15 protein-coding genes are annotated in these 15,333 nt (G+C 68.4%); 10 read left to right on the top strand and 5 right to left on the bottom strand.

Going from position 1 to position 15,333, the window contains the following annotated elements:
• Positions 1 to 109: 109 nt before the first annotated feature.
• Positions 110 to 739 (bottom strand): TetR/AcrR family transcriptional regulator, encoded by a 630-nt coding sequence (locus EIK80_RS12795; protein WP_125157398.1) that lies wholly within the window; start codon positions 737 to 739, stop codon positions 110 to 112.
• A gap of 58 nt (positions 740 to 797) precedes the next feature.
• A complete protein-coding gene (locus tag EIK80_RS12790) occupies positions 798 to 1,895 on the bottom strand; it encodes an MBL fold metallo-hydrolase (protein WP_125157397.1) in 1,098 nt (365 codons plus the stop codon).
• Between the two features lie 89 nt (positions 1,896 to 1,984).
• Between EIK80_RS12790 and EIK80_RS12785 the strand changes: the two genes are divergently transcribed.
• Together EIK80_RS12785 and EIK80_RS12780 are read left to right on the top strand one after the other, a co-directional pair.
• Positions 1,985 to 2,905: a haloalkane dehalogenase gene (locus EIK80_RS12785; RefSeq protein WP_125157396.1), complete on the top strand. Its 921-nt coding sequence runs from the start codon at positions 1,985 to 1,987 to the stop codon at positions 2,903 to 2,905.
• A complete protein-coding gene (locus EIK80_RS12780; RefSeq protein WP_125157395.1) occupies positions 2,902 to 3,318 on the top strand; it encodes a DUF1330 domain-containing protein in 417 nt (138 codons plus the stop codon). The genes EIK80_RS12785 and EIK80_RS12780 overlap by 4 nt, the downstream gene beginning before the upstream one ends.
• Here EIK80_RS12780 and EIK80_RS12775 read toward each other — a convergent pair.
• Together EIK80_RS12775 and EIK80_RS12770 are read right to left on the bottom strand one after the other, a co-directional pair.
• On the bottom strand, positions 3,315 to 4,328 hold the full coding sequence (locus EIK80_RS12775) for a formylglycine-generating enzyme family protein (RefSeq protein ID WP_125157394.1): 1,014 nt from the start codon (positions 4,326 to 4,328) through the stop codon (positions 3,315 to 3,317). The genes EIK80_RS12780 and EIK80_RS12775 overlap by 4 nt on opposite strands.
• Positions 4,316 to 5,968 carry a sulfatase-like hydrolase/transferase gene (locus EIK80_RS12770; protein ID WP_199743466.1) on the bottom strand — a complete coding sequence of 551 codons (1,653 nt, stop codon included), beginning with the start codon at positions 5,966 to 5,968 and terminating at the stop codon, positions 4,316 to 4,318. Before EIK80_RS12770 ends, EIK80_RS12775 begins: the two co-directional genes overlap by 13 nt.
• 91 nt (positions 5,969 to 6,059) lie before the next feature.
• Here EIK80_RS12770 and EIK80_RS26415 point away from each other — a divergent pair, with 91 nt between their 5' ends.
• Complete coding sequence (locus EIK80_RS26415; protein ID WP_199743465.1) at positions 6,060 to 7,400, top strand: DsbA family protein; 1,341 nt, start codon at positions 6,060 to 6,062, stop codon at positions 7,398 to 7,400.
• Positions 7,401 to 7,447: 47 nt separating this feature from the next.
• Here the strand turns inward: EIK80_RS26415 and EIK80_RS12760 are convergent, their stop codons facing one another.
• Positions 7,448 to 7,732 carry an LLM class flavin-dependent oxidoreductase gene (locus EIK80_RS12760; RefSeq protein WP_233586608.1) on the bottom strand — a complete coding sequence of 95 codons (285 nt, stop codon included), beginning with the start codon at positions 7,730 to 7,732 and terminating at the stop codon, positions 7,448 to 7,450.
• A gap of 266 nt (positions 7,733 to 7,998) precedes the next feature.
• On the opposite strand from EIK80_RS12760, the gene lptC reads away from it, so the two are divergent.
• The 7 genes from lptC to spt all read left to right on the top strand — a co-directional run bounded on the left by lptC (position 7,999) and on the right by spt (position 15,301).
• Entirely contained in the window at positions 7,999 to 8,631 is a 633-nt protein-coding gene (lptC, locus tag EIK80_RS12755; protein ID WP_125157392.1) for an LPS export ABC transporter periplasmic protein LptC, read from the top strand.
• A gap of 1 nt (position 8,632) precedes the next feature.
• Positions 8,633 to 9,760 (top strand): glycerophosphotransferase, encoded by a 1,128-nt coding sequence (locus tag EIK80_RS12750; protein WP_125157391.1) that lies wholly within the window; start codon positions 8,633 to 8,635, stop codon positions 9,758 to 9,760.
• Positions 9,757 to 11,136 (top strand): lipopolysaccharide biosynthesis protein, encoded by a 1,380-nt coding sequence (locus EIK80_RS12745; RefSeq protein ID WP_125157390.1) that lies wholly within the window; start codon positions 9,757 to 9,759, stop codon positions 11,134 to 11,136. The genes EIK80_RS12750 and EIK80_RS12745 overlap by 4 nt, the downstream gene beginning before the upstream one ends.
• Complete coding sequence (locus EIK80_RS12740) at positions 11,099 to 12,817, top strand: fatty acyl-AMP ligase (protein ID WP_125157389.1); 1,719 nt, start codon at positions 11,099 to 11,101, stop codon at positions 12,815 to 12,817. Before EIK80_RS12745 ends, EIK80_RS12740 begins: the two co-directional genes overlap by 38 nt.
• Entirely contained in the window at positions 12,810 to 13,754 is a 945-nt protein-coding gene (gene cerR / locus EIK80_RS12735; RefSeq protein ID WP_125157388.1) for a ceramide reductase, read from the top strand. Before EIK80_RS12740 ends, cerR begins: the two co-directional genes overlap by 8 nt.
• Positions 13,755 to 13,831: 77 nt before the next feature.
• On the top strand, positions 13,832 to 14,083 hold the full coding sequence (locus EIK80_RS12730; protein ID WP_013079816.1) for an acyl carrier protein: 252 nt from the start codon (positions 13,832 to 13,834) through the stop codon (positions 14,081 to 14,083).
• A gap of 3 nt (positions 14,084 to 14,086) precedes the next feature.
• Complete coding sequence (spt, locus tag EIK80_RS12725; protein WP_125157387.1) at positions 14,087 to 15,301, top strand: serine palmitoyltransferase; 1,215 nt, start codon at positions 14,087 to 14,089, stop codon at positions 15,299 to 15,301.
• Positions 15,302 to 15,333 lie beyond the last annotated feature (32 nt).

The raw sequence follows: 15,333 nt of genomic DNA, 5'->3' as shown, positions 1-15,333 counted from the left end.
CCGGGAACGTCTACCAGACGGAGGACGCCAGCACGCCCCTTACGGCTGGCGGACCTGCCGGTCGGGGAATTGAGCAGCCTCGACCGGCGTTACCTCCGTCCCCGAGGTTTCAGTCGCCGATCGGCGCATCCAGCAGCCCGCCGAGAACGCCCTGGAGCACCTCGGTGGCGCGCTTGGGCGACAGGTCCTGGTCGCGGCGCAGCCGATGCCAGGCGTCGAAGCTCAGCAGCAGGTCCATGGCCTCGAACCGCACCCGGTCCTTGGCCAGCTCGGGCGGCAGCTGGGCGCGCAGGATCTCACGCGCGATCTGCACCATCTTGGCGTTGTCGACGGCCAGGGCCGGTGACTGGTGGCGGTGGACTTCCGAGGCGCGCTTGAACGGCGCGATCTTCTCGTAGGCCCAGCCGCGACGCTCGACCAGCTCCAGCACCCGTTCGCGCCAGCTCTCGCCCTTGAACGGCGTATGGACCAGGGCCATCAGCTCGCTCTCGATCACCGCCGACATCTCGCGATACAGGCTGTCGAGGTCGTTGAAATGGCGAAAGACCGTGCGAAGGCCGACGTCGGCGCGGGCGGCGACCAGTTCGGCCGACGGCGAGACGTCGCCTTCGCGCACGAGCTCCAGCATGGCCTGGACGATGCGGGCGCGGCTGTCCTGAGAGCGCTTGCGGCGACCATCGATCGCGGTCTCGGACGCGACGTCGGCTCCCGGACGAAGATTGCGCGCGGCGGAACTCACGGCCCTGGGCCCTCCCACTGATGGCCCTTGCTTAGACCCGCGGAACGCGGACGACCACCTAAAGCTTCAGAAGGTCGAGCCGGTTGGACCATTTGATCTCGGTGGAGCCAGCCGGCAAGCTGGCGAAGTCGCCGTCGCGGCCCACCTTCATCGGTCCGCCGAAGATCGCGCGCGAGCGGCCCAGGAACGGCCCTTCCAGCGCCCGGACCGGCAGCGGCGGGATGATGTGGTAGAACAATACTTCCCTCACCCCGGCCGCCTTGGCCTCCGCGGCCACGGTCTCGGGCGCGGTGTGGTAGTCCAGGATATCGTGGAAGATGTGGACGTAGTTCGTCCGCCCAGCCTTCTCGGCGACATCCTTCTGGATCGCCACGAGATTTGGCGACAGGCCTTCGTGGACCAGCAGGTCGACGCCCTTGGCCGCCTTGACCAGCCGCTCGGACGGACCGGTGTCGCCGCTGATCACGGCGGTGCGGCCCTTGTACTCGAAGCGATAGGCGACGGCCGGATGGACCGGGTCGTGCTTGACCGGGAAGGCCCAGACCTTCAGGCCCGGCTTTTCCAGCACCAGCACGTCGGGTCCGCTCGGATCGGCGGTGAAGACGTGCGTGACCGCGCCAAAGCCCGAGGGCGGCATGACGGCCTCGCCGTGGTGGGCGACGCGATAGCCACGATCCAGGGTGTAGGCGTCCTGGAAACCCTTCACCACCTGATCAAGGCCCGTCGGTCCGTAGATCGGCAGCGGCGCGTGCGCGGCCCCCCCGCCCCAGCGCTGCAGCATCAGCTCGCCCAGGTCGGCGATGTGGTCGGAATGATAGTGGGTGACGAAGGCCGCGCTCAGGCGGGGCGGCGGCAGGTTCATCAGCAGCAGGTTGCGGGTCGAGCCCGAGCCGGAGTCGACGACGAACAGGTCTCGGCCCGCCACCACCGCCACGCAAGGTCCCGCTCGCGTCGGATCCGGCATCGGCGCGCCCGAGCCGCAGAGCCCGACGTGCAGGCCGTCCGGCAGTTCGGCCAGCGGATCGGTCGCCAGGGCCGTTTCATAGAGCCTGCGCATGCCCGCCTCGGCGATGCGTTCTCGGAACAGCCACGCCAGGCCCAGGGCGATGGCGACGACGCCCGCCACGGCGCCCAACCCGATCCAAACCTTGCGCATATGTTCCTCCCAGAACTTGACCCAGTAGCGCCATAATGGCACTCATAGTGTCAATAGAAATCCGCAAGGCGGTATCGAGGGAGAACGGAATGGACGTGTTGCGCACGCCGGACGAACGGTTCGAGGGCTTGGTCGACTGGCCCTACGCGCCCCGTTACACGCCGGTGGTCGACGCCGACGGCACGCCGCTACGCATCCACCATGTCGACGAAGGCCCCAAGGACCAGAGGCCGATCCTGCTGATGCATGGCGAGCCGTCTTGGGCCTATCTGTACCGCAAGGTCATCGCCGACCTGTCGGCGCGCGGGCGCCGGGCGATCGCGCCGGACCTGGTGGGCTTTGGCCGCTCGGACAAGCCGGCCTCGCGCGAGGACTACACCTATGAACGGCACGTGGCCTGGATGAGCGACTGGCTGGTCCGCAACGAACTGACCGACATCGTCCTGTTCTGCCAGGACTGGGGCGGGCTGATCGGCCTGCGCCTGGTGGCGGCCTTCCCCGAGCGGTTCGCCGCCGTCGTCGTCTCCAACACGGGCCTGCCGGTCGGTTCGGGCAAGAGCGAGGGTTTCGAGGCCTGGCTGAACTTCAGCCAGAACGTTCCGGAACTGCCGATCGGCTTCATCCTCAACGGCGGCACGGCGCGCGATCTCTCCGACGCCGAGCGCGCGGCCTATGACGCCCCCTTCCCCGACGAGACCTACAAGGAAGGCGCGCGGATCTTTCCAGCCCTGGTGCCGATCACGCCCGAGCACGCCTCGGTGGCCGAGAACAAAGCCGCCTGGGCGGTGCTGGAAACCTTCGACAAACCCTTCATCACCGCCTTCAGCGACGCCGACCCGATCACCCGCGGCGGCGAGGCGGTGTTCCAGTCCCGCGTGCCGGGGGCCAAGACCGCCGCCCACACCACGCTGAAGGGCGGCCACTTCGTGCAGGAAGACAGCCCCGGCGAGATCGCCGCCCTGCTCGATGGCCTTGTCGCCAGCCTGCCGCGAAAGGAGTTCGCCGAATGAACGTCGTCAATCACGTCTTTCCCTCGCCGGAACAATTCCAGGCGTTCTTCGGCAGCGCCGAGGACGGACCATTCGTGATGGTCAACCTGCTGAAGTTCCGCGATAAGGCCGCCTACGAGGACGGCTCCGAGCCCGAGCTGAGCGGCCGCGAGGCCTATAACCGCTATGGCGTCGAGGTCGCCAAGCTGGTCAAGGCGCTGGGCGGCCAGATCCGCTACAGCGGCGCGGTCACCGGCCTGATGATCGGCGAGATCGAGGAAATGTGGGACGCCGTGGCCCTGGCCGAATACCCGTCCCTGGCCGCCTTCCAGAAGATGGCCCTTTCGCCAGAGATGCACGCCATCGAACACCACCGCAAGGCGGGCCTGGCGGGACAGCTGAACATCCGCACCAAGCCGGGTCCAGGCGTCTAGGGCTCGCGGTAAACCGTCCTGAACCCGATGTGAGACGCCCCGCCGTCCGGCGGTCCGGATGTGCGGGCCGCCGGGCGGTAGCGGAAGCAGTAGTCGTCGGCGCACAGGAACGAACCGCCCTTTATCACGTGCTTGGGCGTGTTCGGCTCGTCGGGGTCGAGGGCGCGGATTTCGGGCGGACCGCCGGCCTCGATGACGCTGGCGACCTCCAGGCCCGGCCTGAACCAGTCCCCGGTCCACTCCCAGACATTGCCCGCCATGTCGACGAGTCCATAGCCATTGGGCGGATAGCAGCCGACCGGCGCGGCCCGCGCCTTGTAGCCGTCGCTGCCCAGATCCTGGGCCGGGAAGACGCCCTGCCAGGTATTGGCGCGCGGACGCCGCGGATCAGCCGGCTGGTCGCCCCAGGCATAGCGTTTGCCCACGAGGCCGCCGCGCGCGGCGTATTCCCATTCGGCCTCGGTCAGCAGATCGCGCCCCAGCCACCGGGCGTAGGCCATGGCGTCTTCCCACGCGATATGGACCACGGGCCAGGCCTCGCGGCCCTTGATGGTCGAGCGCGGTCCCTCCGGATGCCGCCAGTCCGCGCCGGGAATGACCCGCCACCATTGCGAGGGATCGTCCGACCTCGCCCCCTTCGCCCCCACGAAGACGAGCGAGGCCGGACGCCGCTGCGCCGCCGACAGCTGGGCGTAGCGCGCGGGATCGAGCGGTCGTTCGGCCAGGGTGCGGTAGCCCGTGGCGTCGACGAACCGCGCGAAGGCGGCGTTGGTGACTTCCGTGCGGTCGATCCAGAACGGCGCGACCTTGACCGTCCGCGGAGGCCCCTCCTCCGGCCGCAGCGGCGCCGCGCCCATGGCGAAGTCGCCGCCCGCGATGCGGACCATGCCGGCCGTGCGGTGCGCGGGGTCGGCGATGGGCGGGTCGGTCAGGCAGGCCTTCGGCGCCGGCTTGCCGCAGCCCGCCAGCGCCAGGAGCATGAGGAAAGGAACGGCCCTCAATTGTCCCAATAAACGTACTCGTCGCTGGCCTTGGCCTTCTGGCCGCCCGGATGGTCGATATAGAAGGCGCCCGAGACCAGCGAGGGCCAGGCGGGCTTGACCATCTGACTGTCCAGTTGGGCCAGCGTCGCCTGCATCTCCTTGAGCTTGTCCGGCCGGGTCTTTGACAGGTCGTGTCGCTCGGTCGGGTCGGTGTTGAGGTCGAACAGCCAGGCCTTGTTCGGCTCCTGGGCCACCTGCAGCTTCCAGCCGCCGGCCATCACCGTCTTGTAGCGGCCCGAGCGCCAATACATGGCCTTGTGCGGGTCGCCGCTGGCCTTGCCCTTGACGAACGGCACGAGGTCGACGCCGTCGATCACGCGGTCTTTCGGCGGAGTCGCGCCGGCCGCGCCCGCGGCCGTGGCGAAGATGTCCACGTGGCCCACCGGGCTGCGATAGACCGCGCCCGCCGGCAGTTGGCCCGGCCAACGCAGCAGGAACGGCACGTGGATGCCGCCTTCGAAGAAAGTCGCCTTCCAGCCGCGATACGGCCGGTTGATGTCGGGCAGGCCGATATAGTTCGCCCCGCCGTTGTCGGAGGTGAAGATCACCAGGGTGTTGTCGTCCAGCCCCTTGTCCTTCAGCGCCTGCAACACCCGGCCGATGTTGCGGTCCAGGTTGCGGACCATGGCGCCATAGACGCGCAGGCGATGATCCTTGATCTGCGGCAGGGCGTCGTAGTCGGCCTTGGGCGCCTGCAGGGGCGTGTGGACCGCGTTGTAGGCCAGGTACATGAAGAACGGCCGGTTCTTGTTGGCGTCGATCGACTTGATCGCCTCATCCGTCAGGTAGTCGGTCATGTAGGTCGACGGGTGGAACATCTTCGAGCCGTTGTACTGCACGGCGAACGGCAGGGCGCCCCACAGGAACTTGTCGATCGGATCCCAGTCCTGGCGCGACTCCTCGACGGACGGGTCGCCGACCGGCGCGAACAGAGAGGCGCCGGCCATGAAGCCCAGGCTCTCGTCGAAGCCCTGGTCCTCGGGTCGTGAGCCCTTGACCCCGCCCAGGTGCCACTTGCCCAGGTGGACGGTATGATAGCCGCGGGTCTTCAGCGCTTCGGCGATGGTGATCTCGGTGGAGGGCACGGCCTCGGTGCTGTCGTCCTTCGGCGTGTTCTTCACCTCGTCCTTGTTGAAGTGCGAGGGGTGCAGCGAGTCGCCTTGATGGCCGCCGACGACGCGCGAGAAGGCCACGGGCGTGGGCGTGAACTCGAAGCCGAAGCGGGTGGCGTACCGGCCGGTCATGATCGCCGCGCGCGACGGGGCGCAGGTGGCGTTGCCGCTGTAGCCGTTGGCGAAGGTGACGCCCTGATGGGCGATCGAGTCGATGGCCGGGGTCGGCACGGCGCCGTTCGCGACGCCGCCGCCATTCAGAGTGACGTCGTTGTAGCCAAGGTCGTCGGCCAGGATGAACACCACGTTCGGCGGCCGCTGGCCCGCCGGCGGCGCGATAGGGCCTTGCGCCCAGGTCACCGCGTGATTGGCCTCGATCTTCGGCTGCTTGGCGCGCGCGAGCATGATGATCAGGTCGAAGCGGAAATGCCAGGCCGCCGCGCCGGCCGCGACCAGCAGAACGACAATCCCCGAGAACACCTTCCAGGCCTTCATCAACGCCTCCCTCTTATCGTTCGTCGGAGCATATATTGACATTCACCGTGCCGCTAGATGTCATGCGCCCGACAGTTGGGAGGCCGTCGCCATGTCCATGCGCACCCTGATCATGCGAAGCGTGACCACCGCCCTGACCAGCCCGGCGCGTCGCCGAATGGCGCGCGACCTAGCCGCCGCATCCGCCCGCCTGCGCGGCGAGCGCCCGACCGTCCGCTATTTCCACCAGGCCGACGATCCCTATTCCCACCTGGCCGTGCAGATGCTGCCGCGCCTGCGCGCTCGTTATGGCGTGGAGATCGATCCCTATCTGGTCCCGCCGCCGGAGGACTCGGCCGCGCCCGACCGCGAGCGCCTGCGCGCCTACGGCCTGCGCGACGCCGCCCGCCTGGCGCGGGCCAGGGGCATGGGCTTCCCCGCCGACGCTCAACTGCCCTCGGCCGAGGACGTGCGCCAGTTACAGACTGTTCTGGCTGACGCGATCGAGCGCGGAGCGTTCGAGGAGATCGCCTCGGCGGCCGGCGCCGCCCTGTGGTCGGGCGACACCAAGACCCTGGCCGGCATGGCCGCCTGGGCCAGCGGCCAGGACCCGGACCTCTGCGACGACCTCCTGACCTTCAGCCAGCGGCGACGCACGCAGCTGGGGCATTATCTGGGCGGCATGTTCCACTTCGAGGGCGAGTGGTTCTGGGGCGTCGATCGCCTGGGTCACCTCGAGGCCCGGCTCGCGGCGCGCGGCCTCGATCGCGAACCCGGAACCCCGCGGCTGGCCCCAGCCCTGGAGCCGACCCTGCTGGCGGCGCCCGGCGCGATCAGGCCGACGATCGAGGCCTGGTTCTCGTTCCGCAGTCCCTATTCCTGGCTGGTCCTGCCGCGCATCCGCGACCTGGCCCGGGCCCATGGCGCGGATCTGCAGCTGCGGCCGATCCTGCCGATGGTGATGCGCGGTCTGGCCGTGCCCCGCGAGAAGACCCTGTACATCACCCTGGACTGCAAGCGCGAAGCCGAGCGCCTGGGCCTGCCCTTCGGCAAGATCGTCGATCCCGTCGGGGCCGGCGCCGAGCGGGCGCTGGCGGTGCTGCACCACGCGATCGACCTCGGACTAGGCGAGGAATTCGCCGAGTCAGGCCTGAAGGCCGCCTTCGCCGACGGCCTGGCCCTGGCCGAGGATCGCGGCCTCTACGCCGCCGCCCGCCGGGCTGGCCTCAACGACGCCCAGACCGCGACGGCCCTGGCCGACGACAGCTGGCGCGACCGCGCCGAGGTCAACCGCGCCGCGCTGCTGGACGCCGGTCTCTGGGGCGCGCCAACCTTCCGGGTGCGGGGGTGCGAGGCGCACTGGGGCCAGGACCGGCTCTGGATGCTGGAAGACGATCTCCGCGCGGCGACTGCGCCGACAAAGGCCCATGCGTCGAACGGATCGTCCGGATAGATCGAAGGCCTCTTCGCGACTCGCCAAGCTCGCTCCGGCCGCGGATCTCAAGCGCTCCAGGCGGCGGCCACACTGGCCGAATTGGTCAGGATCGCGGTGTTCAGGTCCAAGATTCTGAGCGCCCGATCATCGTGGAACAGCGAATCGTTCCAGGCGCCAATCTGCTCGAACTCGACCTTGCAGGCCTCGACCACGATGTTCAGTCCGCCCCGGCCGCCGCTGATGTGATTCAACGCGGCGATCATCTTGGCGGCGGGCGCCGGGTTTTGCGGCAGCGCGTACGCCGTGATCCAGCCGCAGACGTTCGTCACCGCGTCGGCGACGGCGGCCATACCACGAAACCCAACACCGACTGGTCGGCCGCCATGTCGGAAGTGCGATTCTAGGCGTGGAGGCGGTCCAGAACCGACGTGCGCGAGACGCGATCCAATCCCCATCAGCCACCGGCGGGCTGTCATCCCGGGCTTCGCCGCCCCGACAACGCACTTGACGCAACGTCCGCCGACGCCATCTGCACGGCGCTTACCCGCGCCAGGACCGCGCACCGGAAAACAAAGGTCTTGGGCGAATGACAACGTGGGACTATCCATTCTCCCAAATGCTCACCCAGACCGATGGCGTTTCCGCCGTCCCTCCCACCGAAAGCGCGGCTGAACGCGCCCGCAACCGCCGCCGCAAGCCGGTCCGGCGGCTGCGCTTCGCCTTGGCCGTGTTCGCCATCGGCGTCGCCGTCGCCGTGATCGTCCAGGCGTCGTGGAACACCTTCGCCTCAAGCAAGCTGCAGACCCAGACCGCCGCCTCGCCCCTGGTGCTGGACAAGCCACGCTTTACCGGCGTGCTCAAGGACGGCCGTCCGTTCCTGATCACCGCGGCGAGCGCCGAGCGCGACCCCAAGGACGAGAATCTGGTCCACCTGGTCTCGCCCGTCCTGGTGCGTGGCTACGGCCAGCCCAATCCCAGCCAGGCGGTGGCCAGGACCGGCCTCTATCGCGAGGCCGAGAACACCCTGCTGCTGACCGACGACGTCAAGATCACCAGCGCCGAGGGATATGACTTCGACGCCCCTCGCGCCTTGATCAACATGAAGACGGGCGAGGTCAGCGGCGACGCCGGCATCTCGGGCAGCGGACCCAAGGGCAGCACGCAGGCCAACGCCTACAACGTCACCGACAAGGGCGACCGCGTGGTGCTGAAGGGCCGCGTCCATACCCGGCTGGAGCGTCAGCGCTGACGTGGCCGCCGCCAAACGCGTCTGCTTTCTCTACATCGCGCAACACCATCAGGTCTGGCACAGCCTGTCGGTGGCCGTCGCCATGGCCAGGCGCTGGCCGGCCATCAAGGTGGAGATCGCCGCGACCACGCCCGAGCTGCTCGACTATGTCTCCGGCCTGCTCGCCGAGTTGGGCGGCGCCGCGATCGAGCTCGTCCTGCTGCCTCCGGCCTGGTTGCGCCGCTTCGGCGGCGGCGGCGCACCGCCCAAGGCGCTGATGCTGATCGCCAACGCCCGGCGCCTGTCCCGCTACGACGCGGTGATCACCCCCGAACGCACCACCGCCCTGCTTCGTCGGCTGGGCGTGCGCCACCCGCTGCTGGTCTACACCCAGCACGGCGCCGGCGACCGGGAAGGCCCGTTCGAGCCGCGCCTGAAGCTGTTCGACCTGGTCATGGCGGCCGGTCGCAAGCAGCGCGACCGCATGCTGCAGGAGGGCTGGGTCACCGAAGACACGTGCGTCATGGTCGGTTACCCCAAGTTCGATCTGGTCGATGATCTGCCCCAGCGCGCGGCCCCGCGGTTCGACCAGCCGGGTCCGGTGGTGCTGTACAATCCGCACTTCCACGCCACACTGGGCTCCTGGCCCAAGTGGGGCCGGCAGGTGATGGAATTCTTCGCGGCCAACGACCGCTACAACCTGATCTTCGCGCCGCATATCCGCCTGTTCGAGACCGCCTCGACCGAGGAGCGCGCCGCGTTCAAGGCCTTCGCCGAGCATCCGCGCATCCACGTCGACCTGGGTGGTCCGGCCGCGGCGGACATGACCTACACCAAGGCGGCCGACCTCTATCTGGGCGACGTCTCCAGCCAGGTCTACGAGTTCCTGCGCACGCCCAAGCCGTGTCTGTTCCTCAATTCCAGCCAGGCAACCTGGTGCGGCGATCCCAGCTTCCATCACTGGCTGTACGGGCCAGTACTGGAGAACGTCGAACGGCTGGGCGAGGCGCTCGACCAGGCCTTCGCCACCCACGAAAACTATCGCGAAGCCCAGGTGTGGGGCATCGAGGAGACGTTCGACATCACGAACGTTCCGGCCTCGGTCCGGGCCGCGCGCGCCATCGTCGACAAGCTGGAGCGCAAGGCATGACCGACGCGCCTCCCGCCGCCCCGAATCCGCTGAAGCATGTCCTGCGCAACGCCGGCGAACTGCTGAGCGGTCGGATCGTCAACGCCATCGTCGGCCTGGCCTATATCGCCCTCACCGCCCGGAGCCTGGGCAAGGAGGCGATGGGCGTGGTCGTGCTGATCAACGCCTTCGCGCAGTTCCTGGGCGAGGTGGCGCACTTCCAGTCGTGGCAGACCCTGATCACCTACGGCACGACACCGGCCCTGGAGAACGATCGACCCAAGTTTCACCAGGTGCTGCGTCTGTCGCTGCTGCTGGACCTGATCAGCGGCATGCTGGGCGTCGTCCTCGGCGTTCTGGGCTCCTGGTTCTTCTGGCGCGAACTGAACTGGCCGGCGGGCATGAGCGGCTATGGCGCGCTGTACGCCCTGTCGATCGGGGTGATGACCTCGGCCACGGGCGTTGGCCTGCTCCGCCTGTTCGATCGCTTCCGCTACCTGGCGGGCCAACAGGCGGTGAGTTCGTTCGTTCGGATGATCGGCTGCGGGATCTGCGCCCTGGCCGGCGCCGAGATTCAATGGTTCCTGGCGGCCTGGGCGGCCGGCACCTTCGTCTCGTTCTTCTACATCGCCGCCATCGCGGCCTGGGACCTGAACCAGCGCGGCCTGCTGAAGGGCTTCAAGATGATGGGACCGACCTCAAGGGGCCTGCCGGGCGTCTGGCGCTTCGCCATCGCCACCAACTTCTCGAGCACGATCGACGTCGGATTCACCCACGTGCTGACCCTGGTCGTCGGCGCCATGCTGGGCCCGGTCCAGGCGGCCTACTGGCGGATCGGCAAGCAGGTGGCCGACGGCATGGCCAAGCCGGCGCGCCTGATGGTCCCGGCCCTCTATCCCGAGCTGGCCAAGATGCGCGCCACCGGCGGGCGGCAGGCCATGACCAAGCTGGCGCTGCAGATCGGCCTGATCGGCGGCGGCGCGGCCGCCGCGCTGCTCCTGGTCAGCCTGGTCGCCGGCAGGTGGATTCTCGAGGTCGTGATGGGCAAGGCGTTCGGCGCGGCCGCGGGGGTCATGAACTGGCAGGTGGCCGCGGCGGCCATCGCCATCCTGTCCCTGCCTCTGGAGCCGATGCTCGTGTCCATGCGCGCCGCCGGCGCGGCCTTGGCCGTACGCCTCGTGGTTGTTATCGCTTACCTCGCGGCGCTCGGACCGCTGATCAAGACCTTCGGCCTGACCGGCGCGGGCGCCGCTCTGGTTGCGTCCGCTTTGGCGATGGCCGTGGGCATGTATTTCATGGCGCGTCACAGGCTCGCCCGACTCGCGGCGGAGGAAGGCTCCGCGCGCACCGACAAAGACGATGAAAGACTATCTTATGATCACCCCCACGGCGTCTGAGCGTACTGTCCGGTTCGCCGACTTCCCGACCCTGACCCAGGCCCTCGATTTCGCCGCGACCGGCGAGACCGGGGTCAACCTGTATTCGCTGCGCGGCGAACTGGTCGAGGCGATCCCCTACGCCAAGCTGCGCGAGGACGCGCTGGTCCTGGCCCGACGCCTGCTGGCCACGGGCGCCAAGGTCGGCGACAGCGTGGCCCTGCTGGCCGAGACCGACGCCGACTTCGTGCGCGCCTTTTTCGCCTGCCAGTACGCGGGCCTGCTGCCCGCGCCGATGGCGCTGCCAACCCCGCTGGGCGGCCGCGAGGCCTATATCGAGCAGATCAAGAACCTGGCCCTGTCGGCCAAGGCCAAGATCCTGATCGGCCCGAACGGCCTGAAGGACTGGGTGGCCGAGATCGGCGAACGCGCGGGCCTCGAATTCGCCGGCGTCCTGGCCGACCTGCCCGATGACGGCGGCGCGGCGCTGCCGACCATCACCCCGGAAGATCCCTGCTATCTGCAGTTCTCGTCGGGCAGCACCCGCACGCCGACGGGCGTCCTGGTCCGTCATAAGGCCCTGATGGCCAACTGCGTGGCCATCACCCGCGATGGCCTGCAGGTCAGGCCGGAAGACCGCGCCATCTCGTGGCTGCCGCTGTATCACGACATGGGCCTGATCGGCTTCCTGCTCAGCCCGCTCAGCTGCCAGATGTCGGTAGACCTGTTGCCGACCGGCGCGTTCGTGCGCCGTCCGCTGCTGTGGATCGACCTGATCGGTCGCAACAAGGCGACGATCGCCTATAGCCCGACCTTCGGCTACGAGCTGTGTGCGCGCCGCGTGCAGGGCCAGCCGCTCGACGCCTACGACCTCAGCCACTGGCGCAGCGCCGGTCTGGGCGGCGACATGATCCGCATGCCGCCGCTGAAGGCCTTCGTCGAGGCGTTCGGCCCGGCCGGCTTCTCGCCCAAGGCGTTCGTGGCCAGCTATGGCATGGCCGAGGCGACCCTCGCCCTGTCGATGGCCCCGCTGGGCAAGGGACTGCGCGCCGAGACCCTGGATGTCGAGCGCCTGGAACGTGACAACCTGGCCGTCGACGCCCCGGAAGGCTCGGACCGCGCCCGCGACTTCGCCCGCTGCGGCCCCGCCCTGCCCGATCACTTCCTGGAGGTCCGTGACGAGGCCGGCGCCGTCCTGCCCGAGCGCGGCGTTGGCCGTATCTTCGCCAAAGGCCCATCGGTGATGAGCGGCTACTTCGCCAATCCGGAAGAGACCGCCCGCGTACTGTCGGCCGACGGCTGGCTGGACACCGGCGACATCGGCTTCAAGATCGAGGGCGAGATCGTCATCACGGGCCGCGCCAAGGACCTGATCATCCTCAACGGCCGCAACATCTGGCCGCAAGATCTCGAATGGACGGCGGATCACGAGATCGACGGTCTGCGCAGCGGCGACGTCTGCGCCTTCTCGATTCCCGCCGAGCCGGAAGATCAGATCGTAGTGCTGGTCCAGGCCCGCGGCGGCGACGGCGACACCCGCGCCGCCCTGGTCGAGCAGGTCTCCACCCTGCTGCGCACCCGCCACGGCGTCGAGGCCAAGGTGAAACTGGTCGGCGCCCACGCGCTGCCCCAGACCTCGTCGGGCAAGCTGAGCCGCTCGAAGGCCAAGACCGCGTACCTGGCCGGCGCTTACGGTGACTAGATCCGTCGTCGCGGTCACCGGCGCCACGGGTTTCCTGGGCCGTCACCTGGTCCGCGCCCTGGCCCAGGACGGCTGGACGCCCCGCGTCCTTGTCCGCCGCGACCCGATCCATCCGCTCTGGCGCGATCTCGATGTCGAGATTGTCGTCGGCGACCTGAAGACCCCCGGGGCGCTCGACCGCCTGTGCCGGGGCGCCGAGGTCGTGATCCACGTGGCCGGCCTGATCAAGGCCGCCTCGCTGGACGGCTTCAACGTGGTCAATCGCGACGGAGCCCGCGCCGCCGCCCAGGCAGCCCAGGCCGCCGGAGCCCGGTTCATCCTGGTCTCCAGCCTCGCCGCGCGCGAACCACGTCTGTCGAACTACGGCGCCAGCAAGCGCGCGGGCGAGGACGCGGTGCGCGAGGCCAGCCCCAGCGCCCTGATCGTGCGTCCGCCGGCCATCTATGGCCCGGGCGACACCGAGACCCTGGCGCTGTTCGAACTGGCGGCCAAGAGCCCGGTGCTGCCGGTGCTGTCGCCAGACTCACGGATCGCCATGATCCACGTCCAGGACGCCGCGGCCAAGCTCGTCGCCTTCTGCCGCAGGCCCGTTTCGGGCCTTGTAGAGCTCTCGGATGTGCGGCGCGACGGTTACACTTGGTCAGAAATCATGACCGCCGCCGCCCGGGTGATGAACCGCGCGCCCCGACTGGTCAGGTTGCCCGATAACGCGCTCCTGCTGGCTGGAACCCTAGCGGATGCTTGGTCTTTCGCCTCAAACAACCCCTCGGTGTTCGGTTTAGGCAAGGCCAGGGAGTTGCTTCACAACGATTGGTCCCTATCTAGCGCTCCGATGGCGGAGGGAGTACCCAGCGTATTCGGCCTGATCGACGGCTTCTTGCACACCGTCGCTTGGTATCGAGAACAGGGGTGGTTACCTAAAAACGTCGCCGCCTAGTTCAAATATGGCGGAAATCTGACAGACTCGCCGTTACAGTAGTGTCACGGGTGGGGCTCCCGGAGGTTTGGTTTAGAATGGAAACGGTTACGGATCTCAGCTTGCGCGAGATCGGGGTGGCGGCGAGCAAGGTTCTGGGACGGCCCGTAGAGGTTCGTGCAGAGTCGCATATCGGTCGCGATCTCGCCGTGGATTCCCTGGCCCTGATGAACATCATCATGGAGCTGGAAGACACCTTCGACATCTCCATTCCTCTCGATCGCCTGGCCTCTGTCGAGACCGCCGGCGACCTTTCCAAACTGATCAATGATCTCCGGACTAGGGCTTAACTAATGGGGCTATTCGATAAGCACCTGGCCTATCGCGATGCGTACAAGGCCATCCAGAGCGCCGGCGCCGACCCGTTCAAGGTTCGCTTCGACGCCGTGACCTCGCCGACCGAGGGCGTCGTCGAGGGGCGTCCGACGATCCTGCTGGGCACCAACAACTATCTGGGCCTGACCTTCGACGAGGAGGCGATCGCCGCTTCGGTCAAAGCTGTGCAGGAACGCGGCACGGGCACCACCGGTTCCCGCATCGCCAATGGTTCGTTCGAGGCGCACGTCGAGCTCGAGCAGGAACTGGCCAAGTTCTACGGCCGCAAGCACGCCATGGTCTTCACGACTGGCTACCAGGCCAATCTGGGCGTGCTGTCGACCCTGGTGGGTCGCGGCGACCACCTGATCCTCGACGCCGACAGCCACGCCTCGATCTATGACGGCTCGCGTCTGGGCCACGCCGAGGTCATCCGCTTCCGCCACAACGACCCCGAGGACCTGGCCAAGCGCCTGCGTCGCCTGGGCGATGCGCCGGGCGAGCGCCTGATCGTGGTCGAAGGCGTCTATTCGATGATCGGCGACGTCGCGCCGCTGAAGGAAATCGCCGCCGTGAAGCGCGAGCTGGGCGGCTATCTGCTGGTCGACGAGGCCCACTCGATGGGCGTGCTGGGCGCGACGGGCCGCGGCCTGGCCGAGGCGGCTGGCGTGGAAGACGACGTCGACTTCATCGTCGGCACCTTCTCCAAGAGCCTGGGCGCCATCGGCGGCTTCTGCGTCTCGAACCTGGACGACTTCGACGTCATGCGCGTCGTCTGCCGTCCATACATGTTCACCGCCTCGCTGCCGCCAGCCGTGGTCGCCTCGACCATCACCGCCCTGCGTCGCATGATCGAGCAGCCGGAGCTGCGCGACCGCCTGAACCGCAACGCCAAGCGCTTGTACGACGGCCTGACCGCCATGGGCTTCCACACCGGCCCGACGGCCAGCCCGGTGGTCGCCACGACCATCCCGGATCAGGAACGCGCCATCGCCATGTGGAACGCCCTGCTGCAGGCTGGCGTCTACCTGAACCTGGCCCTGCCGCCCGCCACGCCGGACAGCCGTCCGCTGCTGCGCGCCAGCGTCAGCGCCGCCCACACCGACGAGCAGATCGACGCCGTCCTGGGCGCCTTCGCCGAAATCGGCGCGGCCCTTGGCGTCATCGAGCCTCTGAAGCGCGCTCGCGCCTAAGATTGCTGCATCGCTGAACGAAGACGCCCGGG

The organism is Caulobacter sp. 602-1, from assembly GCF_003931565.1.
Taxonomy (GTDB): domain Bacteria; phylum Pseudomonadota; class Alphaproteobacteria; order Caulobacterales; family Caulobacteraceae; genus Caulobacter.
The sequence above is the reverse complement of the archived record's forward strand: the minus strand, read 5'-3'. Positions and strand labels throughout refer to the sequence as shown.